The sequence below is a fragment of the Pseudomonas mercuritolerans genome (assembly GCF_025706525.1).
GTDB lineage: Bacteria > Pseudomonadota > Gammaproteobacteria > Pseudomonadales > Pseudomonadaceae > Aquipseudomonas > Aquipseudomonas mercuritolerans.
Map to the genome: position 1 here is coordinate 63,259 of NZ_JAMSHA010000008.1, position 22,173 is coordinate 85,431.

20 protein-coding genes are annotated in these 22,173 nt (G+C 60.0%); 14 read left to right on the plus strand and 6 right to left on the minus strand.

What is annotated here, in order from left to right:
• Positions 1-180: 180 nt before the first annotated feature.
• The gene (bfr, locus tag ND528_RS21590; protein WP_016773403.1) at positions 181-654 is read left to right on the plus strand and encodes a bacterioferritin; all 474 of its coding nucleotides are present in this window, start codon (positions 181-183) and stop codon (positions 652-654) included.
• Between the two features lie 204 nt (positions 655-858).
• On the opposite strand, the gene grxD is transcribed toward bfr, so the two are convergent.
• The 3 genes from grxD to ND528_RS21605 all read right to left on the minus strand — a co-directional run bounded on the left by grxD (position 859) and on the right by ND528_RS21605 (position 3,829).
• Positions 859-1,200: a Grx4 family monothiol glutaredoxin gene (gene grxD, locus ND528_RS21595; RefSeq protein WP_016773402.1), complete on the minus strand. Its 342-nt coding sequence runs from the start codon at positions 1,198-1,200 to the stop codon at positions 859-861.
• Positions 1,201-1,297: 97 nt separating this feature from the next.
• Complete coding sequence (locus tag ND528_RS21600) at positions 1,298-3,403, minus strand: molybdopterin oxidoreductase family protein (RefSeq protein ID WP_130912020.1); 2,106 nt, start codon at positions 3,401-3,403, stop codon at positions 1,298-1,300.
• Between the two features lie 135 nt (positions 3,404-3,538).
• The gene (locus tag ND528_RS21605; protein WP_016773401.1) at positions 3,539-3,829 is read right to left on the minus strand and encodes a hypothetical protein; all 291 of its coding nucleotides are present in this window, start codon (positions 3,827-3,829) and stop codon (positions 3,539-3,541) included.
• 404 nt (positions 3,830-4,233) lie between these two features.
• On the opposite strand from ND528_RS21605, the gene argF reads away from it, so the two are divergent.
• Together argF and ND528_RS21615 are read left to right on the plus strand one after the other, a co-directional pair.
• Positions 4,234-5,154: an ornithine carbamoyltransferase gene (argF, locus tag ND528_RS21610; protein WP_024014160.1), complete on the plus strand. Its 921-nt coding sequence runs from the start codon at positions 4,234-4,236 to the stop codon at positions 5,152-5,154.
• Positions 5,151-6,260: an ABC transporter ATP-binding protein gene (locus ND528_RS21615; protein ID WP_130912626.1), complete on the plus strand. Its 1,110-nt coding sequence runs from the start codon at positions 5,151-5,153 to the stop codon at positions 6,258-6,260. The genes argF and ND528_RS21615 overlap by 4 nt, the downstream gene beginning before the upstream one ends.
• A gap of 120 nt (positions 6,261-6,380) precedes the next feature.
• On the opposite strand, the gene ND528_RS21625 is transcribed toward ND528_RS21615, so the two are convergent.
• A complete protein-coding gene (locus ND528_RS21625; RefSeq protein ID WP_137214064.1) occupies positions 6,381-7,163 on the minus strand; it encodes a PhzF family phenazine biosynthesis protein in 783 nt (260 codons plus the stop codon).
• A gap of 99 nt (positions 7,164-7,262) precedes the next feature.
• Positions 7,263-7,733, minus strand: coding sequence for a Cys-tRNA(Pro) deacylase (gene ybaK / locus ND528_RS21630; RefSeq protein ID WP_130912627.1), 471 nt, complete (start codon positions 7,731-7,733; stop codon positions 7,263-7,265).
• A gap of 350 nt (positions 7,734-8,083) precedes the next feature.
• On the opposite strand from ybaK, the gene ND528_RS21635 reads away from it, so the two are divergent.
• The 11 genes from ND528_RS21635 (at position 8,084) to ND528_RS21685 (ending at position 20,712) form a co-directional block, all read left to right on the plus strand.
• Complete coding sequence (locus tag ND528_RS21635; RefSeq protein ID WP_016773396.1) at positions 8,084-8,935, plus strand: MIP/aquaporin family protein; 852 nt, start codon at positions 8,084-8,086, stop codon at positions 8,933-8,935.
• A gap of 77 nt (positions 8,936-9,012) precedes the next feature.
• Positions 9,013-10,515: a glycerol kinase GlpK gene (gene glpK, locus ND528_RS21640; RefSeq protein WP_024014162.1), complete on the plus strand. Its 1,503-nt coding sequence runs from the start codon at positions 9,013-9,015 to the stop codon at positions 10,513-10,515.
• 95 nt (positions 10,516-10,610) lie between these two features.
• Complete coding sequence (locus ND528_RS21645; protein ID WP_007916700.1) at positions 10,611-11,366, plus strand: DeoR/GlpR family transcriptional regulator; 756 nt, start codon at positions 10,611-10,613, stop codon at positions 11,364-11,366.
• A gap of 246 nt (positions 11,367-11,612) precedes the next feature.
• Positions 11,613-13,148 (plus strand): glycerol-3-phosphate dehydrogenase, encoded by a 1,536-nt coding sequence (glpD, locus tag ND528_RS21650; RefSeq protein ID WP_263471208.1) that lies wholly within the window; start codon positions 11,613-11,615, stop codon positions 13,146-13,148.
• Positions 13,149-13,669: 521 nt separating this feature from the next.
• Complete coding sequence (locus tag ND528_RS21655; RefSeq protein ID WP_095181779.1) at positions 13,670-14,584, plus strand: glutamate/aspartate ABC transporter substrate-binding protein; 915 nt, start codon at positions 13,670-13,672, stop codon at positions 14,582-14,584.
• A 200-nt stretch (positions 14,585-14,784) separates the two neighbouring features.
• Positions 14,785-15,531, plus strand: coding sequence for an amino acid ABC transporter permease (locus ND528_RS21660; protein WP_056790046.1), 747 nt, complete (start codon positions 14,785-14,787; stop codon positions 15,529-15,531).
• Positions 15,531-16,202, plus strand: a complete 672-nt coding sequence (locus tag ND528_RS21665; RefSeq protein ID WP_016773391.1) for an amino acid ABC transporter permease — start codon at positions 15,531-15,533, stop codon at positions 16,200-16,202. Before ND528_RS21660 ends, ND528_RS21665 begins: the two co-directional genes overlap by 1 nt.
• On the plus strand, positions 16,199-16,933 hold the full coding sequence (locus ND528_RS21670; RefSeq protein WP_016773390.1) for an amino acid ABC transporter ATP-binding protein: 735 nt from the start codon (positions 16,199-16,201) through the stop codon (positions 16,931-16,933). The genes ND528_RS21665 and ND528_RS21670 overlap by 4 nt, the downstream gene beginning before the upstream one ends.
• A gap of 217 nt (positions 16,934-17,150) precedes the next feature.
• Positions 17,151-19,052, plus strand: coding sequence for a two-component sensor histidine kinase AauS (aauS, locus tag ND528_RS21675; protein WP_263471209.1), 1,902 nt, complete (start codon positions 17,151-17,153; stop codon positions 19,050-19,052).
• Complete coding sequence (gene aauR, locus ND528_RS21680; protein ID WP_024014166.1) at positions 19,049-20,374, plus strand: two-component response regulator AauR; 1,326 nt, start codon at positions 19,049-19,051, stop codon at positions 20,372-20,374. The genes aauS and aauR overlap by 4 nt, the downstream gene beginning before the upstream one ends.
• Before the next feature lie 8 nt (positions 20,375-20,382).
• Positions 20,383-20,712 carry a GlpM family protein gene (locus ND528_RS21685; protein ID WP_172828174.1) on the plus strand — a complete coding sequence of 110 codons (330 nt, stop codon included), beginning with the start codon at positions 20,383-20,385 and terminating at the stop codon, positions 20,710-20,712.
• Positions 20,713-20,968: 256 nt separating this feature from the next.
• Here the strand turns inward: ND528_RS21685 and ND528_RS21690 are convergent, their stop codons facing one another.
• Positions 20,969-22,003: an alpha/beta fold hydrolase gene (locus tag ND528_RS21690; protein ID WP_137214068.1), complete on the minus strand. Its 1,035-nt coding sequence runs from the start codon at positions 22,001-22,003 to the stop codon at positions 20,969-20,971.
• Positions 22,004-22,173: the final 170 nt, after the last annotated feature.

The window sequence follows — 22,173 nt, forward strand, 5'->3', positions numbered from 1 at the left end:
GGACCAGATGTCCGGTTTTTTTATGCCTGAAAATCAATTGCTTAGCGTCCAGACGCGGAACACAAACATTCTTATTCCGATTAATTTTCATTTATTATTCAATAACTTAGGTTTGACACTTATAACTGCCAAGCTCAAACTCCGCCTTATATACGGTTAATACAGGGCAGGACTCCGATCATGAAAGGCGACATTACAGTCATCCAGCATCTCAACAAGATCCTCGCCAATGAGCTGGTCGCGATCAATCAATACTTTCTGCATGCACGCATGTATGAAGATTGGGGTCTGAACAAGCTCGGCAAGCACGAATACCACGAATCCATCGACGAGATGAAACACGCGGACAAGCTGATCAAGCGCATCCTGTTCCTTGAAGGCCTGCCGAATGTGCAGGACCTGGGCAAGCTGCACATCGGCGAACACACCCGCGAGATGCTCGAATGCGACTTGCGCATCGAAAAGACCGGCCACGCCGACCTGAAAGCCGCAATCGCCCACTGCGAAACCGTTGGCGACTTCGGTAGCCGTGAACTGCTCGAAGACATTCTCGAGTCGGAAGAAGAACACATCGACTGGCTGGAAACCCAGCTCGGCCTGATCGACAAGATCGGTCTGGAAAACTATCTGCAGTCGCAGATGGGCGAAGAGTAGGAGCTGTCGGGTGAAACGAGGCTGCGATCTTTATCGATTTCAGCTTTAACTTCGCAAGACCTATGTAAACGCCAACAAAAAAGCCCCGCCCTCTTTCGAGGTGCGGGGCTTTTTGTTGGCCGAAGATCAAAAGATCGCAGCCTCGTTTCACTCGACAGCTCCTACAGGAGACGCGTCGTCGAGCGAAACTCCATGAACGCAGAATCAGGCTTCGGACTTGTTCGCCGCTGCCGCTTCGACAGCCGCCTTGATGGTGCTTTGCAGCGAACCGTCTGCAGCCATCTCGGTCATGATGTCGCTGCCGCCGACCAACTCACCGCCGACCCACAGTTGCGGGAAAGTCGGCCAGTTGGCGTACTTTGGCAAATTGGCGCGGATTTCCGGGTTCTGCAGGATGTCCACGTACGCGAACTTTTCACCACAGGCCATCACGGCTTGCGCAGCTTTTGCGGAGAAGCCGCACTGCGGGGCATTCGGCGAGCCTTTCATGTAAAGCAGAATGGTGTTGTTGGCAATCTGCTCTTTAATCGTTTCGATGATATCCATGGAGCACCTCGGCTGAACTTTCCGACTCAGAGGTCGGCACGGTGGCGCATTGTAACGGAATCCCGAGCGCCATGCTCGGTCTCCCCGACAGACCCGCTCAAGCCGCCGCCACCTTCACCGGCACACCGTTCAACGCCGCGTTACCCGACAGTTCGTCGAGCTGGCACTCGTCGGTCAGGTCGTTGGCGCTCGATCCCGGCTGGCCACTGGCGATTGCCATCTGCACGCCCGGGCGCGCATGGCCCCAACCGTGGGGCAGGCTGACCACGCCTTTCATCATGTCGAGACTGGCGAGCACTTCCACCTCGATCTGCCCGACCCGCGAACTCACCCGAACCCGCTGCCCATCGGCCAGACCACGGCTGGCCAGGTCATCCGGATGCATCAGCAACTGATGCCGCGGCTTGCCCTTCACCAGCCGATGAAAATTGTGCATCCACGAATTATTGCTGCGTACATGGCGGCGGCCGATCATCAACAATTCATCGGCTGCCGGCGCCTGCAACGCGGCAAAGCGTGCGAGGTCGGCGAGAATTTCCGGCGGTGCGGCCTGGATACGCTGATTCGGCGTTTTCAGACGTGACGCCAGATTCGGCTTCAGCGCCCCCAGATCAATGCCGTGCGGATGATCGAACAGCGTCGCCAGCGACAGCTTGTGCTCGGATGCATCGCCATAGCGGCCCATGCGCAGGCCCATGTCGATCATCTTAGCCGGCGGCATCGTCGGTTTCAGCTCCTTGCCGGTTTTCTCGGCGAAGGCTTTGGCCAAGCCGACGAAGATCTCCCAGTCGTGCAGCGCACCCTCGGGCTTGGCGAGAATCGCGCGATTGAAGCGGGTGACGTTACGCACCGCAAACAGGTTGAAAGTGGTGTCGTAGTGATCGTTTTCCAGCGCCGAGGTCGACGGCAGGATCAGATCGGCATAGCGCGTGGTTTCGTTGATATACAGGTCGATGCTGAGCATGAAGTCGAGGCCGTCCAGCGCCTGCTCCAATTGCCGGCCGTTGGGCGTCGACAGCACCGGGTTGCCGGCGACGGTGATCAGCGCGCGGATCTGCCCCTCGCCTTCCGTGAGCATCTCTTCGGCCAGTGCCGAGACCGGCAACTCGCCGCCGTATTCCGGCCGACCGGAAACGCGGCTCTGCCATTTGTTGAAATGCCCGCCCGAGGTCGACGCCACCAGATCCACAGCGGGTTCGGTGCACAGTGCACCGCCAACGCGATCGAGATTGCCGGTGACCAGATTGATCAACTGCACCACCCAATGACAGAGGGTGCCGAAGGCCTGAGTCGAAACGCCCATGCGTCCATAGCAGACCGCACTCGGCGCAGCAGCGAAGTCGCGCGCCAGTTGGCGAATCTGTTCGGCAGGCACTGCGCAGAGCGGGCTCATCGCTTCGGCACTAAACGCAGCCACGGCGTTGCGCACCTCGTCGAGGCCATCGACCGGCAAATGGCTGTCGCGGGTCAGGCCTTCGCTGAACAGCGTATTGAGCATGCCGAACAGCAACGCCGCATCGCCACCGGGGCGGACGAAAACGTGTTGATCGGCCATCGCTGCGGTTTCGCTGCGGCGCGGATCGACCACCACCACTTTGCCGCCGCGCCCCTGAATCGCCTTCAGGCGCTTCTCGACGTCCGGCACGGTCATGATGCTGCCGTTCGACGCCAACGGATTGCCGCCGAGGATCAGCATGAAATCGGTGTGATCGATGTCGGGAATCGGCAACAGCAGACCGTGGCCGTACATCAGATAGCTGCTGAGGTGGTGCGGCAGTTGATCGACCGACGTTGCCGAGTAGCGATTGCGGGTTTTCAGCAACCCCAGGAAGTAATTGCTGTGGGTCATCAGGCCGTAGTTGTGCACGCTCGGATTGCCCTGATACACCGCAACGGCGTTCTGCCCGTGACGTTCCTGAATCGCCGCCAGTTTCTCGGCCACCAGCGCAAACGCCTCGTCCCATTCGATCGGCAGCCATTCGCTGCCGACGCGGCGCATCGGCTGACGCAGGCGATCCGGATCATTCTGAATATCTTGCAGGGCCACGGCTTTCGGGCAGATATGGCCGCGGCTGAAGGTGTCGAGGGCATCACCCTTGATCGAGGTGATCGCGACGTTGCCATCGGTTTCCGTGGTTTCGATGGTCAGGCCGCAAATGGCTTCGCACAGGTGGCATGCACGGTGGTGAAGAGTCTTGGTCATGGCCAGTCTCTGTCTTGTTCGGGAGCAGGCAATCACGCCCGCGGGAACAAAACTATGGCCCGTGCGCAGAGGCGGCGCCAGCGACGTTCGTCTTGTGAATCGACGGTTATCAGGACAGCCGATAAATCGCCGCGATCAGTTCGGCGGCAACTGCGGCGGTGCCGCCAACTGGATTTCCTGGATGGTTTCGATCTGCTCATGGGCGACGTGGACGCCGGTGAGCTCGCCGATCAACCGCCAGTGCTCATCAAGCCCGGCGCTGATGGTGGCCATGCGATCGATCATGTGTCGACCGGCGGATTTGACCACTTCATCGTCACTGCGCAGCAACTCGAAAGACATCGAGGTGACGGACGCGGTGAGATGGGTCAGGGAGCGAGCCGTGTGGCCCAGCAGTTCCATTAACAGTTGTTCTTTCGATTCCATGCGGAGGCTTCCTGCGTCGCTCGAAACTTATTTATAACCCAGCACTTTGCTTTAGCAAATGTTTCAGTCTGAACATCCGACCAAGCGAATCCGTGGCGCGATGGTCGTAAAGCGACCAAAGCCGCGCCGATGCCCCGCGGCGGATTGCCAAGCCCGGCGGCGCCAGTGTACAAAGAGGCTTACCGCTGTACTGAATCCGGCTTCAACATGCGTGATCGAAATGCTCGGTCCGCGCTCCGAATCCCGCTGAAATAGTACCCTATTGGAAAAACGCGACATTTAGTGTCAATATCGCGCCTTCCCCTATTTCGTCGCCCCGTGCGGCTTACGCCGCAGGTCTCGCCCGTTGTTCCGTTAAACAAGGCTTTGAGCATCTGCGGTCTGTAGCAAAAAGGTAGTCAATGATGAGCGCAAGGCACTTTCTCTCCCTGATGGATTGCACGCCCGAAGAGCTGGTCAGCGTGATCCGTCGAGGCGTTGAGCTCAAGGACCTGCGTAACCGCGGCGTACTGTTCGAGCCTCTGAAAAACCGCGTGCTGGGGATGATCTTCGAAAAATCCTCGACCCGTACCCGAATCTCCTTCGAGGCCGGCATGATCCAGCTCGGCGGCCAGGCGATTTTCCTGTCCCCGCGCGACACCCAACTGGGCCGTGGCGAGCCGATCAGCGACTGCGCCATCGTCATGTCGAGCATGCTCGATGCGGTGATGATCCGCACCTTCGCCCACAGCACCCTCACCGAATTCGCCGCCAACTCGCGCGTGCCGGTGATCAACGGCCTGTCCGATGATCTGCACCCGTGCCAGTTGCTCGCCGACATGCAGACCTTTCTTGAGCACCGTGGCTCGATCCAGGGCAAGACCGTGGCCTGGATCGGTGACGGCAACAACATGTGCAACAGCTATATAGAAGCGGCGATCCAGTTCGACTTCCAATTGCGCGTTGCCTGCCCGGAAGGCTACGAGCCGAACCCGGAATTCGTCGCCCAGGCTGGTGATCGCGTGACCATCGTCCGCGATCCGCAAGACGCCGTGCGTGGCGCGCACCTGGTCAGCACCGATGTCTGGACTTCGATGGGCCAGGAAGAGGAAACTGCCAAGCGCCTCAAGCTGTTCGCGCCGTTCCAGGTCAACCGTGCCCTGCTCGACCTCGCTGCCGAGGACGTGCTGTTCATGCACTGCCTGCCGGCGCACCGTGGCGAAGAAATCAGTCTCGACCTGCTCGATGACCCGCGCTCCGTCGCCTGGGATCAGGCAGAAAACCGTCTCCACGCACAGAAGGCCCTGCTCGAGTTCCTCGTCGAACCGGCATATCACCACGCATGAGCCATGAATTACTGCTGAACCTGCGCAACCTCGCTTGCGGCTATCAAGATCAACGCGTGGTGCAGAACCTCAATCTGCACCTCAACGCCGGCGACATCGGCTGCCTGCTCGGCTCGTCCGGCTGCGGCAAGACCACCACCCTGCGCGCGATCGCCGGTTTCGAACCGGTGCACGAAGGCGAAATCACCCTCGGTGGCGAAACCCTCTCCAGTGCCGGTTTCACCCTGGCGCCGGAGAAACGCCGGATCGGCATGGTGTTTCAGGACTACGCGCTGTTCCCGCACCTGAGTGTGGCCGACAACATCGCTTTCGGCATTCGCAAGCACCCTAACAAGGCGCGCGTGGTCGAAGAGCTGCTGGAACTGGTCAACCTGAAAAACCTCGGCAAACGCTTCCCCCACGAGTTGTCCGGCGGTCAGCAACAGCGTGTCGCCCTCGCCCGCGCCCTGGCGCCGGAGCCGCAGTTGTTGCTGCTCGACGAGCCGTTTTCCAACCTCGATGGCGAGTTGCGCCGCAAGCTCAGCCATGAGGTACGCGACATCCTCAAGGCCCGTGGCACCAGTGCGATTCTGGTCACCCACGATCAGGAAGAAGCTTTTGCCGTCAGCGATCACGTCGGCGTCTTCAAGGAAGGTCGGCTGGAACAGTGGGACACGCCCTACAACCTCTACCACGAACCGGCGACGCCTTATGTCGCCAGTTTCATCGGTCAGGGTTACTTCATTCGCGGTCAGCTCGTCACCCCGGAATCGGTGCAGACCGAACTGGGTGAACTGCGCGGCAACCGTGCTTACACCTGGCCGATTGGCGGCGCGGTGGACGTGCTGTTGCGTCCGGATGACATTGTTTATGCGCCGGATAGCTCACTGAAGGCGCAGATTGTCGGCAAGACGTTCCTTGGCGCGGCGACCTTGTATCGCCTGCAACTGCCGACCGGTGCGCAACTGGAATCGATCTTCCCCAGCCATGCCGATCATCTGGTTGGCGCGCAGGTCGGGATTCGCGTAGCGGCGGATCATTTGGTGCTGTTCCAGGCTTCGGGGAGCACTGCGGCACAGATTCCGGCGGTGGAAAACGGCGTCCGTCGATTCAGCACCAGCCTTTGATCCGCACTGGATAAAAATTGTGGGAGCGAGCCTGCTCGCGAATGCGGTGTTTCAGTCGCCGAAGATGTTGACTGAAAGAGCGCTTTCGCGAGCAGGCTCGCTCCCACAGTTGGTATTGCCTCAGCCTAAAAACAGGGTGCCGCTGGCCACCAGCGTCGCATTGCCGCCAATCTTCACCCGCTCACCTTCCAACCGACAGAACAACTCCCCGCCCCGCGCCGAGCGCTGGCACGCGGTCAGGTTCGATTTGCCCAGACGTTTGGCCCAGTACGGAATCAGGCTGCAATGGGTCGAGCCGGTCACCGGGTCTTCATTGATACCGATTGCCGGGGCGAAATAGCGCGAGACGAAGTCATGCTGGTTGCCACGCGCAGTAACGATCGCGCCCAGCCATGGCAGTTTCGCCAGCGCTGCCATGTCCGGTTGGCAGTCGAGCACGGCCTGTTCCGAGTCCAGCACCACGAACAGCTCGTTGGAGCCGAGCACATCAACCGCCTCGACACCGAGCGCCCGCTCGACGTCCAGCGTCACGCCGATTTCCGATGGCACGATGGTCGGGAAGTCCAGCCATAGCCGGTCGCCTTCGCGGCTGACACTCAGCGGGCCGGACTTGCAAGTGAAGTCGATGCGCTCGGCCCCTTCCTTATAGATTTCGAACAATACAAATGCGCTGGCCAAAGTCGCATGCCCGCACAGTGGCACTTCAGTTGTCGGGGTGAACCAGCGGATATGCCAGGCCTGGCCTTCGCGCACCAGAAACGCGGTTTCCGCGAGATTGTGCTCGGCGGCGATCTTCTGCATCAAGTCATCGGCCAGCCAACTGTCGAGCCGATAGACCATCGCCGGGTTGCCACTGAACGGCCGATCGCTGAAGGCGTCGACCTGATGAAACGCAAGCTGCATGATTTTCTCCCTGAATTGGTCGACCGAGCATGCAACGGCGGCCCGGATCAGTGCCAGTGACAGAAACGCAATTTTTTCTTCATACAGCCGGCGCGACTATTACGCCCGGCCGATATCGGCGAACTGCGCCTGGGTGTGCTGGGCCAGCACCGCAGGCGCCAGTTCCACTTCCAGTCCTCGCCGCCCGGCACTCACATAAATAGACGCAAACCCCTGAGCGGAATTGTCGATGAAGGTGCGCAGGCGTTTCTTCTGCCCGAGCGGGCTGATGCCGCCCAACAGGTAGCCGGTGGAGCGTTGCGCGGCGGCGGGATCAGCCATTTCGGCTTTCTTCACTCCAGCGGCATGGGCCAGCCCCTTGAGATCGAGCGTTCCGACGACCGGCACCACAGCCACCAGCAGTTCGCCTTTTTCACTGGCGGCCAGCAAGGTTTTGAACACTTGCGCCGGTGCGAGCCCGAGCTTCTCCGCCGCCTCCAGCCCGTAGGACGCGGCCTTCGGATCATGTTCGTAACTGTGCACGCGATGTTCGGCACGAACTTTTTTCAACAAGTCCAACGCTGGGGTCATGGCAGCTCCGGGTTCGGCAATCTTTGAAAAACCTGCGGCGGATTCTAGGTCATCGTTCGGCAAAAGGCTCTATTCCAAGCCGCGAATCCCGTGGCTTCGCGCTGCACTCAAGCTGATCGCCGCGCTGATCATTCACACGACGAATAGTTTTATTGTGACCGACGGTTCACTTTCGACCTTTGACAGCTTTGTTTCTTGTCTATATTTTTTCGAATCTGAATAATGTAAGAATCATGCTCCGCGCAGTACCCAGCAGTAACCCGGGAACCGAATGGGGATTCCGACCCGGTGAAGATCGCGCCCTGCTCCGTTGGCAAGGCGCTACACAAGAAAAAGAACCGAGGTTTTCAATGACAGCTGCTTTACCGCAACCATCGCTTTCCGGCCAATGCATGGCCGAATTCCTGGGCACTGCCCTTCTGATCTTCTTCGGCACCGGCTGTGTCGCCGCGCTCAAAGTCGCGGGCGCCAGCTTCGGCCTGTGGGAAATAAGCATCATCTGGGGCGTCGGCGTGAGCATGGCGATCTACCTCACCGCCGGGGTTTCCGGCGCGCACCTGAACCCGGCCGTGAGCATCGCTCTGGCAATCTTCGCTGATTTCGAAAAGCGCAAACTGCCGTTCTATATCCTTTCGCAAATCGCTGGCGCCTTCTGCGGCGCGTTGCTGGTGTACACGCTGTACAGCAATCTGTTCTTCGATTACGAACAAACCCACCAGATGGTTCGTGGCTCGGCTGCCAGCCTGGAATTAGCCTCGGTGTTCTCGACCTACCCGAACCCGGTGCTGTCGACGGCCCAGGCGTTTCTGGTCGAGATGATCATCACCGCGATCCTCATGGGCGTGATCATGGCCCTGACCGATGACAACAACGGCCTGCCACGCGGCCCGATGGCGCCGCTGCTGATCGGTCTGCTGATTGCCGTGATCGGCAGTGCGATGGGTCCGCTGACCGGTTTCGCGATGAACCCTGCGCGTGACTTCGGTCCGAAACTGATGACTTTCTTTACCGGTTGGGGTGAAATTTCCTTCACCGGTGGTCGTGATATTCCGTATTTCCTGATTCCGATTTTTGCACCGATTGTCGGTGCCTGCCTCGGCGCTGCCGGGTATCGCGGGCTGATTGCCCGTCACCTGACCGGCGCCACACCTGCTACAAAGGATGCAGAACCGGCCATTGACGGCAAACCAAGAACTTCTTGAAACAGTCGGCGCCGGCTCCTGCCAAACCGAGCCTGCGCCACGGCCCACTCTCCCTTATTTCGTCCAAGGCAATCGACATGACCGACATTCAGAACAAGAACTACATCATTGCCCTTGATCAGGGTACGACCAGCTCCCGCGCGATCATCTTCGACCGCGACGCGAACGTGGTCTGCACCGCGCAGCGCGAATTCGTTCAGCATTACCCGCAAGCCGGTTGGGTCGAGCATGACCCGATGGAAATTTTCGCCACCCAGAGCGCGGTGATGGTTGAAGCGCTGGCCCAGGCCGGCCTGCATCATGACCAGGTCGCCGCGATCGGTATCACCAACCAGCGGGAAACCACCGTGGTCTGGGACAAGACCACTGGCCGCCCGGTGTATAACGCGATCGTCTGGCAGTGCCGCCGCAGCACCGAGATCTGCCAGCAGCTCAAGCGCGATGGTCACGAAGACTACATCCGTGACACCACCGGCCTGGTCACCGACCCGTACTTCTCCGGCACCAAACTGAAGTGGATCCTCGACAACGTCGAAGGCAGCCGCGAGCGTGCGCGCAACGGCGAGCTGCTGTTCGGCACCGTCGATAGCTGGCTGATCTGGAAATTCACCGGCGGCAAGGTGCACGTCACCGACTACACCAACGCTTCGCGCACCATGCTCTTCAATATCCATTCGCTGGAGTGGGACTCGAAGATGCTGGAGATCCTCGACATCCCCCGCGAGATGCTCCCGGAAGTCAAAGCCTCCTCGGAAATCTACGGTCGCACCAAGAGCGGCATCGCCATCGGCGGTATCGCCGGCGACCAGCAAGCGGCGCTGTTCGGCCAGATGTGCGTAGAGCCGGGCCAAGCGAAAAACACCTACGGCACCGGTTGCTTCCTGCTGATGAACACCGGCGACAAAGCGGTGAAATCCCAGCACGGCATGCTCACCACCATCGCCTGCGGCCCACGCGGCGAAGTGGCTTATGCTCTGGAAGGCGCCGTGTTCAACGGCGGTTCGACCGTGCAATGGCTGCGCGATGAACTGAAAATCGTCAACGACGCCCACGACACCGAATACTTTGCCAACAAGGTCAAGGACAGCAACGGTGTGTATCTGGTGCCGGCGTTTACCGGTCTCGGCGCACCGTACTGGGACCCGTATGCCCGTGGCGCGCTGTTCGGCCTGACGCGCGGCGTACGCGTCGATCACATCATCCGCGCCGCGCTGGAATCGATCGCCTACCAGACCCGCGACGTACTCGACGCCATGCAACAGGACTCCGGCGAACGCCTCAAGGCCCTGCGTGTGGACGGCGGTGCGGTGGCGAACAACTTCCTCATGCAATTCCAGGCCGACATCCTCGGCACCCAGGTCGAGCGTCCGCAAATGCGCGAAACCACCGCACTCGGCGCTGCCTATCTGGCCGGCCTGGCCTGCGGCTTCTGGGGCAGCCTGGAAGAACTGCGCGGCAAAGCAGTGATCGAGCGCGAGTTCGAACCGAGCCTGGACGAAACCGAGAAAGAGAAACTCTACAAAGGCTGGAAAAAAGCCGTCAGCCGCACCCGTGACTGGGCGCGTGAGGACGCCGAATAAGCCAACGTGCAGTTCCAGAAGGGTATCTAACTGGTAGGGAGCAGATTCCTGCGGCATCATGGGCAAATTTTGCTTGGCAGCCCAAAGGAAGCCCCATGAATCTGCCTCCCCGTCAGCAGCAAATCCTCGAGCTGGTCCGCGAACGCGGCTATGTGAGTATCGAGGAGATGGCCACGCTGTTCGTTGTCACCCCGCAAACCATCCGCCGCGACATCAATCAGCTCGCGGAAGCCAATCTGCTGCGTCGCTACCACGGTGGCGCCGCTTACGATTCCAGTGTCGAAAACACCGCGTATGCCATGCGTGCCGATCAGATGCGCGACGAAAAGCAACGCATCGGCGAAGCCATCGCCGCACAGATCCCCGATCACGCCTCGCTGTTCATCAATATCGGTACCACCACCGAATCGATCGCCCGCGCCCTGCTCAATCACAATCACCTGAAGATCATCACCAACAACCTGCACGTCGCCTCGATGCTCAGCGCCAAGGATGATTTCGATGTGCTGCTGACTGGCGGTAACGTGCGGCGTGACGGCGGTGTGGTCGGTCAGGCGAGTGTGGATTTCATCAATCAGTTCAAGGTCGATTTCGCCTTGGTCGGGATCAGCGGCATCGATGAGGACGGCAGCCTGCTCGACTTCGATTATCAGGAAGTGCGGGTCAGCCAGGCGATCATTGCCAATGCGCGGCAGGTGATTCTGGCGGCGGACTCAAGCAAGTTCGGGCGTAACGCGATGATTCGACTGGGGCCGATCAGCCTGATCGATTGCCTGGTCACCGATCAGCAGCCGGTACCGGCGCTGGCGCAATTGTTGAGTCAGCACAAAATTCGTCTGGAAGTCGTTTAACCCGCAAGATCAAAAGATCGCAGCCTTCGGCAGCTCCTACATCTGGAATGCATTCCTCCTGTAGGAGCTGCCGAAGGCTGCGATCTTTTGCTTTTAATGTTCGGATATTTTCCTTTCTCAGCCCTTCGATGAGTTTTTTCAATCGAACGCGACTGGCTGCGCGCGTGTTTATGGGCTACCATTTTCGCAAATGAACATTAATGTTCGATTTCCAAGACATAAAACCAAAAGAACCGAGGCCAGCCGATGTCCACCTCTACCTTGCGTACGCCCCCTCTCTCCGAGATCTATGACGTTGCCGTAATTGGCGGCGGGATCAATGGCGTGGGGATCGCAGCGGATGCCGCCGGTCGCGGTCTTTCGGTGTTCCTTTGCGAAAAAGATGACTTGGCCAGCCACACCTCGTCGGCCAGCAGCAAGCTGATCCACGGTGGCCTGCGCTACCTCGAGCATTACGAATTCCGTCTGGTGCGCGAAGCGCTGGCTGAGCGCGAAGTGCTGCTGGCGAAAGCGCCGCACATCGTCAAACCGATGCGTTTCGTCCTGCCGCACCGCCCGCACCTGCGTCCAGCGTGGATGATTCGTGCCGGCCTGTTCCTTTACGACAACCTTGGCAAGCGCGAAAAACTGCCGGGTTCGAAAAGCCTGAAGTTCGGCGCCGACAGCGCGCTGAAAAGCGAAATCAAGAAAGGCTTCGAATACTCTGACTGCTGGGTAGATGACGCGCGCCTTGTGGTCTTGAACGCCATGGCCGCCCGGGAAAAAGGTGCGCATGTGCACACCCAGACCCGCTGTGTCAGTGCCCGCCGCACCAAAGGTTTGTGGCATCTGCATCTGGAGCGCGCCGACGGCAGCGTGTTTTCGATCACCGCCAAAGCCCTGGTCAACGCCGCCGGTCCGTGGGTGGCGAAGTTCATTCGTGACGACCTGAAAATGGAATCGCCGTATGGCATCCGTCTGATTCAGGGCAGCCACATCATCGTGCCGAAACTGTATGAAGGCGAGCACGCGCACATTCTGCAAAACGAAGACCAGCGCATCGTTTTCACTATTCCGTACCTGAACCACTTCACCCTGATCGGCACTACCGACCGTGAGTACACCGGCGACCCGGCGAAAGTGGCGATCACCGAAGGCGAAACCGACTACGTGCTGAAAGTGGTCAACGCTCACTTCAAGAAGCAGCTGAGCCGCGAAGACATTGTGCACAGCTACTCGGGCGTTCGGCCGCTGTGCAACGACGAATCCGACAATCCGTCGGCAGTGACCCGCGATTACACCCTGGCGCTGTCGGGCAACGCCGAAGAAGCGCCGCTGCTGTCGGTGTTCGGTGGCAAGCTGACCACTTACCGCAAACTCGCCGAGTCGGCGATGGCGCAGTTGATGCCGTTTTTCACCCAGATGCGCCCGAGCTGGACCGCAACCGCCACCCTGCCCGGCGGCGAAGACATGACCACTCCAGAGGCGCTGAGCGCGCGAATTCGCGACAAATTCGACTTCGTGCCGACTGAAATCGCCCGACGCTGGGCCGTCACCTACGGCAGCCGCACCTGGCGCATGCTCGAAGGCGTGGAAACGCTGGCCGACATGGGCGAGCACATCGGCGGCGGGCTCTACACCCGCGAAGTCGATTACCTGTGCAGCGAAGAGTGGGCGACCACGGCGCACGATATCCTGTGGCGCCGCACCAAGCTTGGCTTGTTCACCACAGCGGAGGAACAGCAGAAGCTCGCGACGTATCTGGGCAAGGTTGAGCAGAATCGGAAGATCGAGGCGGCTTGATCTCACCGTTCAAACGAAAGCCCCTGCATCGAGAGATTCTGGGGCTTTTTGTTATGTGGACTTTGTTGAACCTGATTGGGGCAGTTAGATCTTTTCCCCCTCACCCCAGCCCTCTCCCCCAAGGGGTAGAGGGGGAAAGGGAGCCGATCTCCGTGGGCTCCAAAGTCCGAGGTCGACTCGGTATCTCACGTCGCCGTAACTCGACCATCCACCGCAGTCAGTCCCCTCTCCCTCCGGGAGAGGGTTAGGGTGAGGGGCTTTTGATCGTTCGGTTTTCCGAACGCGACTCCACAGTCGATTCGGTTAACCGGATCTCACCCTCAAAAAATTACCGCCACAAAACTTTAATAACGTTATAAAACAATTGGTTAACCGACTGTGACTGGTCTGGCACGAGTCATGCTCTACACTCTCTCGACGAATGCCTGCTGTGCCGACACTTCAGGAGCCGTCAGGCATTCGAAGCACAAAAAGGGCCGACAAACTGGCTCCATAAAAAAAACAATGTCGAGGAAAATTTGATGCGCATCGTTCCCCATATCCTGGGCGCAGCCATTGCTGCCGCTCTGATCAGCACGCCAGTTTTCGCCGCCGAGCTCACCGGCACCCTGAAGAAAATCAAAGAGTCCGGTGTCATCACCCTGGGCCACCGTGACGCCTCCATTCCGTTCTCCTACATCGCTGATGCGTCCGGCAAGCCGGTTGGCTACTCGCACGATATCCAGCTGAAGATCGTCGAAGCGATCAAGAAAGACCTCGACCTGCCGAACCTGCAAGTCAAATACAACCTCGTCACCTCGCAGACCCGTATCCCGCTGGTGCAGAACGGCACCGTGGACGTCGAGTGCGGTTCGACCACCAACAACGTCGAGCGTCAGCAGCAGGTCGACTTCTCCGTCGGCATCTTCGAAATCGGTACCCGTCTGCTGTCCAAGAAAGACTCCAAGTACAAGGATTTCGACGATCTGAAAGGCAAGAACGTCGTAACCACCGCCGGCACCACCTCCGAGCGCATCCTCAAGGCGATGAACGCCGACAAGCAGATGGGCATGAACGTCATCTCCGCCAAAGACCACGGCGAGTCCTTCCAGATGCTGGAATCGGGCCGTGCCGTTGCGTTCATGATGGATGACGCGCTGCTGGCTGGCGAAGCCGCCAAAGCCAAGAAAGCCGCCGATTGGGAAGTGACCGGCACACCACAGTCGTACGAAATCTACGGCTGCATGATGCGCAAAGGTGACGAGCCGTTCAAAAAGGCTGTGGATGACGCGATCAAGGCCACCTACGCTTCGGGCGAAATCAACAAGATCTACGAGAAGTGGTTCATGCAGCCGATTCCGCCAAAAGGCCTGAACCTGAACTTCCCGATGAGCGACGAGCTCAAGACCCTGATCGCCAATCCGACCGACAAAGCGGCTGACGACAAGAAGTCCTGATTTTCTGACTAACCTTATCCCCTGAGGAGGCGCCTGCCTTTTCAGGGGATGGTCACTCCCTGCTGGCATTTTTCTGGAAACACTCGAACCGGTGGCTGTCGAGCCGATCGCGTGTGCCCGGTCTTTGAAAAAAGACTGGGGAGGGAACGGAGTTCCCCAGGCGGGCACTTGTACATCGATCGAATCGAGGGGAGACCCTAATGAATTACAACTGGGACTGGGGCGTGTTCTTCAAGTCCACCGGCGTGGGCAGCGAGACCTATCTCGACTGGTTCATCTCCGGTCTGGGCTGGACCATCGCCATCGCCGTCGTGGCGTGGATCATCGCCCTGCTGCTCGGCTCGCTGCTGGGCATCATGCGCACCGTGCCGAACCGCATCGTATCGGGCATTGCGACCTGCTACGTCGAGCTGTTCCGTAACGTGCCGCTGCTGGTGCAGCTGTTCATCTGGTACTTCCTGGTGCCCGATCTGCTGCCGCCGGATCTGCAGGAGTGGTACAAGCAGGACCTCAACCCGACTACTTCGGCCTACCTGAGTGTTGTCGTCTGCCTCGGTCTGTTCACCGCCGCCCGTGTCTGCGAGCAAGTGCGCACCGGTATCCAGGCGCTGCCTCGTGGCCAGGAATCCGCCGCCCGCGCGATGGGTTTCAAACTGCCGCAGATCTACTGGAACGTGCTGCTGCCCCAGGCCTACCGGATCATCATTCCGCCGCTCACCTCGGAATTTTTGAACGTGTTCAAGAACTCCTCCGTGGCGTCCCTGATCGGTTTGATGGAATTGCTGGCGCAGACCAAACAGACCGCCGAGTTCTCGGCCAACCTGTTCGAAGCGTTCACCCTGGCAACGCTGATCTATTTCACCCTCAACATGAGCCTGATGCTGCTGATGCGCCTGGTCGAGAAGAAAGTGGCGGTGCCCGGCCTGATCTCCGTGGGGGGTAAATAATGGAATTCGATTTCAGTGGCATCGTCCCGGCCATTCCCGGTTTGTGGAACGGCATGGTGATGACCCTCAAGCTGATGGCCATGGGCGTGATCGGCGGGATGATTCTCGGCACGATCCTCGCGCTGTGCCGTTTGTCGCACAACAAGCTGCTGTCGAGCATCGCTGGCGCCTACGTCAACTATTTCCGCTCGATTCCGCTGCTGCTGGTGATCACCTGGTTCTACCTGGCAGTGCCGTTCGTGCTGCGCTGGATCACCGGCGAAGACACGCCGATCGGTGCGTTCACCTCGTGCGTCGTGGCGTTCATGATGTTCGAAGCGGCGTACTTCTGCGAAATCGTCCGTGCCGGTGTGCAGTCGATTTCCAAGGGCCAGATGGGTGCCGCGCAAGCGCTGGGCATGAATTACGGGCAGATGATGCGCCTGATCATCCTGCCGCAGGCGTTCCGCAAGATGACCCCGCTGCTGCTGCAGCAGAGCATCATCCTGTTCCAGGACACCTCGCTGGTCTACACCGTGGGCCTGGTGGACTTCCTCAACGCCTCGCGCGCCAGCGGCGACATCATCGGCCGCTCCAATGAGTTCCTGATTTTCGCCGGTCTCGTGTACTTCATCATCAGCTTCGCCGCCTCGCGGTTGGTCAAGCGTCTGCAAAAAAGGTTCGCCGTATGATCTCTATCAAAAACATCAACAAGTGGTATGGGGACTTCCAGGTGCTGACTGATTGCAGCACCGAGGTCAAGAAAGGCGAAGTGATCGTGGTCTGCGGCCCGTCGGGTTCAGGCAAGTCGACGCTGATCAAGTGCGTCAACGCCCTGGAACCGTTCCAGAAAGGCGACGTTGTGGTTGACGGCACATCGATCGCCGATCCGAAAACCAACCTGCCGAAACTGCGTTCGCGCGTGGGCATGGTGTTCCAGCATTTCGAGCTGTTCCCGCACCTGACCATCACCGAAAACCTGACCATCGCGCAGATCAAGGTGCTTGGCCGCAGCAAGGAAGAGGCGACCAAAAAGGGTCTGCAACTGCTCGAGCGCGTAGGGTTGTCGGCGCACGCCCACAAGCATCCGGGGCAACTGTCCGGTGGTCAGCAACAGCGTGTGGCGATTGCCCGTGCGCTGGCGATGGACCCGATCGTCATGCTGTTCGACGAACCGACCTCGGCGCTCGACCCGGAAATGGTCAACGAAGTGCTCGACGTGATGGTGCAGCTGGCCCACGAAGGCATGACCATGATGTGCGTGACCCACGAAATGGGCTTCGCCCGCAAAGTGGCCGACCGGGTGATCTTCATGGACCAGGGCAAGATCATCGAAGACTGCCCGAAAGAGGAATTTTTCGGCGACATCAGCGCCCGCTCCGAACGCGCGCAGCACTTCCTCGAGAAAATCCTGCAGCACTAAAAAACCACGCAGAACCCTGTGGTGTGGCGAGCTTCTGTGGCGAGGGGATTTATCCCCGTTCGGCTGCGAAGCAGTCGTCGAACCGTTAAATCCGGTTTGACCATGAAATGCCGGGGCCGCTTCGCAGCCCAACGGGGATAAATCCCCTCGCCACAGGGTTCACCTCAAACCAATGGTGATGCACAACAAGTGTTGTGGTTGACCCAAGGCATCTGTGATGAAATGCGACCCCACTCTTTATCGCGCTGCAGAGCCATCACTTGCCGTGAAGCCCCGTCTGATCCGTCATCTGTTCCTGCCGCCGCTGATCATCGCCTTGATGGTCGGACTGGGTTTTATCGGCTTCTGGACCAGTGAACACTTCGGCATCCGCAGCCTCGGCGAGAACGGCCAGCGCCAGCTGGAACTGCACGCCCGCGCGGTCGAAAGCGAGATCAGCAAATACACCTACCTGCCCAGTCTGCTGGAACTCGAAACCAGTGTGCCGCAGTTACTGGCCGACCCGACGCCGGAACACCGGCAGACGGTCAACGATTACCTCGAAGGCCTGAACCGCCGCAGCCGCAGCCGGGCCATCTACGTCATGGACACCACCGGCCGGGTCATGGCCACCAGCAACTGGCGCGATGTCGACAGTTATCTGGGTGAAGACCTGTCCTTCCGCGCCTATTTCAAGGACGCCGTGCGCGGCCAGCCCGGGCGTTTCTATGGCATTGGCAGCACCAATGGCGAACCCGGTTACTACCTCGCCCACGGCCTCGAAGAGCACGGCAAGATCATCGGTGTCGCGGTGGTCAAGGTGCGTCTGGAAGCCATGGAAGAACGCTGGCAACGGGCGCGTCTGGAAGCCTTCGTCAGCGACGAGAACGGCATCATCATTCTGTCCAGCGATCCGGCCAGGCGGCTGAAATCGGTGATCCCGCTCAGCGACGAGGTCAAGGAAAAACTCGCTCGCAGCCTGCAGTACTACTGGTTTCCACTCAACGAACTGCAACCGCTGGCCCGCGAGACACTGGCCGAAGGCGTGGAGAAACTGACCTTCCCGGCCAACAGCGAATTGCAGCCCGACGAAGACGACATCAGCTATCTGGCGCAAACCCGACTGCTGAGCGACACGCCGTGGAATTTCACCCTGCTCACGCCGTTGCAGGACCTGCGCCGCGAAGCGATCAACCAAGGGATTCTGGTGGCGGTGGCGTTCGCCCTGTTCGCCTTCCTGCTGATTGCCTGGAACGAGCGCCGCAAAGTCCTCGCCACCCGCCTCGCCGCCCGCGAAGCGTTGCAGGAAGCCAACAGCCAACTCGAACGTCGGATTACCGAACGCACCGCCGATCTGCGCGCCAGCAACGAACGCCTGAAGAGTCAGATCCGCGAGCGCCGCCAAGCCGAGGAGACGTTGCGCCGCGCTCAGGATGAACTGGTGCAGGCCGGTAAACTCGCGGCCATCGGCCAGATGTCGACCAGCATTGCCCATGAACTGAACCAGCCGCTGGCGGCGATGCGCACGCTGTCGGGCAACACCGTGCGCTTTCTCGAGCGCGGCCAGCTCGACGTCGCCAGCACCAACCTCAAGACCATCAACGACCTGATCGACCGCATGGGCCGAATCACCGCCAGCCTGCGTTCGTTTGCCCGGCGCGGCGACAACAAGGGTCAGGCCAGTCTCGGCAAAGCCGTCGACGCCGCGTTGCAAGTGCTCGGCGCGCGCGTGGAAAACGCCGCGCTGCAGATTCACCGGCAGTTTGCCGATGTGCAGCTGCTGATCGATCAGACCCGCCTCGAACAGATCCTCGTCAACCTGATCGGCAACGCCCTCGACGCCATGCACGCGCAACCGCGGCCGCAGCTGTGGCTGGAGGGTGAAGAATTCAACGGCAAGTATCGCTTGCGGGTGCGCGACAATGGCCACGGCATCGACGCCGAAGCGCGCAAGCATCTGTTCGAACCGTTCTTCACCACCAAACCCGGCGAGCAAGGCCTGGGCCTGGGCCTGACCCTGTCCGCCAGCCTCGCCGCCGCTACCGGCGGGCACCTGGGTGTTGAACACCCGGCCGGCGGTGGCACCACTTTCGTCCTCAGTTTACCGTTGGTAAGCCCTCTTTCTGCCGAGCCAATATGAACCCTGAACTCAGTGTGCTGATTGTCGAAGACGACCCCCATGTGCTGCTCGGCTGCCAACAGGCGCTGACCCTCGAGGACATTCCCTGCATCGGCGTCGGCAGTGCCGAAGAGGCGCTGGCGCAGGTCGGCGACAACTTTGCCGGCATCGTCATCAGCGACATCCGCCTGCCGGGCATCGATGGCCTGGAATTGCTCACCCGCCTCAAGCAGCGTGATCGCAGCCTGCCGGTAGTGCTGATCACCGGCCACGGCGACATTTCCATGGCCGTCGGCGCGATGCAGAAAGGCGCTTACGACTTCATGGAAAAACCGTTTTCGCCGGAGCGTCTGGTAGACGTCGCGCGACGGGCGCTGGAGCAACGCAGCCTCGCCCGTGAAGTGTCGTCGCTACGTCGGCAACTGGCCGAACGCGATTCGCTGGAGGGGCGGATCATCGGCCGCTCACCAGCGATGCAGAACCTGCGCGAACTGATCGCCAACGTTGCCGACACCTCAGCCAACGTCTTGATCGAAGGCGAGACCGGCACCGGCAAGGAACTGGTCGCCCGTTGCCTGCATGATTTCAGTCGCCGTCACAGCAAACAGTTCGTCGCGCTGAACTGCGGCGGCCTGCCGGAAAACCTTTTTGAAAGCGAGATCTTCGGCCACGAAGCCAATGCCTTCACCGGCGCCGGCAAACGCCGCATCGGCAAGATCGAGCACGCCGACGGCGGCACGCTGTTTCTCGACGAAGTGGAAAGCATGCCGCTGCCGTTGCAGATCAAGTTGCTGCGCGTATTGCAGGAACGCACCCTCGAACGTCTCGGCTCGAACCAGAGCGTGGCAGTGGATTGCCGGGTGATTGCGGCGACCAAATCCGACCTTGATGAGTCGAGCAAGGCCGGCGAGTTTCGCAGCGACTTGTACTACCGCCTCAACGTCGTGACCCTGGAACTGCCACCGCTGCGCGAACGCCGCGAAGACATCCTGCAACTGTTCGAACACTTCACCCAGCAGTCGGCGCTGCGCTTTGATCGCGCACTACCCGAGCTGGACAACCAGACCCTGTCGAACCTGATGAGCCACGACTGGCCGGGCAACGTGCGCGAACTGCGCAACGTCGCCGAACGCTTCGCCCTCGGCCTGCCGGCCTTCAAGAAGTCCGGCGCCAGCGCTGGTCAAGGCCTGGCATTTGCCGAAGCGGTGGAAGCCTTCGAACGCAATCTGCTGGTCGACGCCCTGCAACGCAGCGGCGGCAACCTGACCCAGGCCAGCCAGGAACTGGGCATGGCCAAGACCACGCTGTTCGACAAAGTCAAAAAATACGGGCTGAGCCACTGATGGATCTGATTCTCAAAGCCGCGATCGGCGCCGCAGTGGTGCTGATTCTCGCGGCACTGTCGAAGACCAGGAACTATTACATCGCCGGCCTGGTGCCGCTGTTCCCGACCTTTGCCCTGATCGCGCACTACATCGTCGGCAAGGGCCGTTCGGTCGACGATCTGAAGACCACGATCGTGTTTGGGATGTGGTCGATCATTCCGTATTTCGTCTATCTGGCGACGCTGTACGTGATGGTCGACCGCATGCGCCTGGAAGCATCGCTGGCCGTGGCAGCGGTGGCCTGGTTGATGGCGGCGACCGTGTTGGTAACGGTCTGGGTGCGTTTGCACAGCTAAGATCAAAAGCCCCTCACCCCAGCCCTCTCCCCGAGGGAGAGGGAGCCGACCGAGGTGTCCTGCGAGGTACATCGACGTGAGACACCGAGTCGACTATGGATCGGTGAAAACCGAGTCGGTTATGGTGGTGTCAACGTGAACGCATTCACCGAATTCATAATCGACTCGGTCATTCAGATCGGCGTAGAGCACAAGACACCTCGGTCAGTCCCCTCTCCCTCTGGGAGAGGGTTAGGGTGAGGGGACTCTTTCTGGCTCACAGCAGATTCCTGCCCACCACCGGCTCGATCTGTGCCCAGTGCGAAGTATCCTCACGATGCGCTTGCAGATAAGGCAGCACCGCCGCCAGCAACGGTTCCTTGAACGCCTCCTGAAAGCGATGCGCCAGCCCCGGAATCAGCTTCAACTGACTGCCCTGAATGTGCGCCGCCAGATGTACGCCGTGCATCACCGGCAGCAGCGGATCAGCCGTGCCATGCACCACCAGCGTGGGCACACGCAATTGATTGAGCAAAGCCACGCGACTGGGTTCAGCAAGGATCGCCATGATCTGCCGTTTGACGCCTTCGGGGTTGAACGCGCGGTCGTAGGACGCTGCCGCCTGTTGCAGCAACGCTTGGCGATCATCAGTCACCGCCGGGCTGCCGAGTGCCGCGAGCAGATCGGCCTGCTGCTCCAGCGCCACTTGACGGTTCGGCGCGCCCCGCCGTGAAAGCAATTGCACCAGCGCCGCACTCGGTGCCGGCAGGCCTTCAGCGCCGGAAGTGGTCATGATCAGCGTCAGGCTTTCCACCCGCTGCGGCGCCATCGCCGCCATGTGCTGGGCGATCATTCCACCCATGCTCGCGCCGAGCACGTGGAATTGCTCGACCTTCAACGCCGTCATCAAACCCAGCGCATCGTCGGCCATGTCGGTCAGGCTGTACGGGGCCGAGACCGGCAAACCGAGCTTGTAGCGCAGCACTTCGAAGGTCAGATTGGCCTCGATGGGCGCCTGCCGCCAGGTCGAGAGGCCGACGTCGCGGTTGTCATAGCGGATCACCCGGAAACCCTGCTGACACAGCGCGACTACCACCTCATCCGGCCAATGAATCAACTGGCCCCCCAGGCCCATGACCAGCAACAGCGCCGGGTCTGATGCACGACCGATGCTCTGATAGGCAAGGCTGACCGCAGGCAGATCGGCGTGCTCGGTCGGCACGTTCACATCGCAGCGCCCGGCTGCCAACGAGCCGGCCCCGAACACAAGCGCGGCCAACGCGGCCGCGACTGAAATAAATCTCTTGAACATGAAAAACACCAAAACGCAGCACCCCAGTAGAGCGCGAGTCTGATGAAGTTCGTGCGAGCGCGCTGCCACACTTGCATGACAGTTTGATGAAGAGTGCCGAGCGGTCATGCAGGCGCTGCAAACAATATCCCTGTACCGCCATGCTCCGGCGCAAATTCTTTTGAATGACT

Coding starts and splice junctions, on each gene's coding strand:
- aauR (WP_024014166.1), top strand. CDS start 19,049: ATGAACCCTGAACTCAGTGTGCTGATTGTCGAAGACGACCCCCATGTG.
- ND528_RS21625 (WP_137214064.1), bottom strand. CDS start 7,163: ATGCAGCTTGCGTTTCATCAGGTCGACGCCTTCAGCGATCGGCCGTTC.
- ND528_RS21605 (WP_016773401.1), bottom strand. CDS start 3,829: ATGGAATCGAAAGAACAACTGTTAATGGAACTGCTGGGCCACACGGCT.
- grxD (WP_016773402.1), bottom strand. CDS start 1,200: ATGGATATCATCGAAACGATTAAAGAGCAGATTGCCAACAACACCATT.
- argF (WP_024014160.1), top strand. CDS start 4,234: ATGAGCGCAAGGCACTTTCTCTCCCTGATGGATTGCACGCCCGAAGAG.
- ND528_RS21635 (WP_016773396.1), top strand. CDS start 8,084: ATGACAGCTGCTTTACCGCAACCATCGCTTTCCGGCCAATGCATGGCC.
- glpD (WP_263471208.1), top strand. CDS start 11,613: ATGTCCACCTCTACCTTGCGTACGCCCCCTCTCTCCGAGATCTATGAC.
- ND528_RS21665 (WP_016773391.1), top strand. CDS start 15,531: ATGGAATTCGATTTCAGTGGCATCGTCCCGGCCATTCCCGGTTTGTGG.
- ND528_RS21600 (WP_130912020.1), bottom strand. CDS start 3,403: ATGACCAAGACTCTTCACCACCGTGCATGCCACCTGTGCGAAGCCATT.
- ND528_RS21645 (WP_007916700.1), top strand. CDS start 10,611: ATGAATCTGCCTCCCCGTCAGCAGCAAATCCTCGAGCTGGTCCGCGAA.
- ND528_RS21655 (WP_095181779.1), top strand. CDS start 13,670: ATGCGCATCGTTCCCCATATCCTGGGCGCAGCCATTGCTGCCGCTCTG.
- glpK (WP_024014162.1), top strand. CDS start 9,013: ATGACCGACATTCAGAACAAGAACTACATCATTGCCCTTGATCAGGGT.
- ND528_RS21660 (WP_056790046.1), top strand. CDS start 14,785: ATGAATTACAACTGGGACTGGGGCGTGTTCTTCAAGTCCACCGGCGTG.
- aauS (WP_263471209.1), top strand. CDS start 17,151: ATGAAATGCGACCCCACTCTTTATCGCGCTGCAGAGCCATCACTTGCC.
- bfr (WP_016773403.1), top strand. CDS start 181: ATGAAAGGCGACATTACAGTCATCCAGCATCTCAACAAGATCCTCGCC.
- ND528_RS21615 (WP_130912626.1), top strand. CDS start 5,151: ATGAGCCATGAATTACTGCTGAACCTGCGCAACCTCGCTTGCGGCTAT.
- ybaK (WP_130912627.1), bottom strand. CDS start 7,733: ATGACCCCAGCGTTGGACTTGTTGAAAAAAGTTCGTGCCGAACATCGC.
- ND528_RS21670 (WP_016773390.1), top strand. CDS start 16,199: ATGATCTCTATCAAAAACATCAACAAGTGGTATGGGGACTTCCAGGTG.
- ND528_RS21690 (WP_137214068.1), bottom strand. CDS start 22,003: ATGTTCAAGAGATTTATTTCAGTCGCGGCCGCGTTGGCCGCGCTTGTG.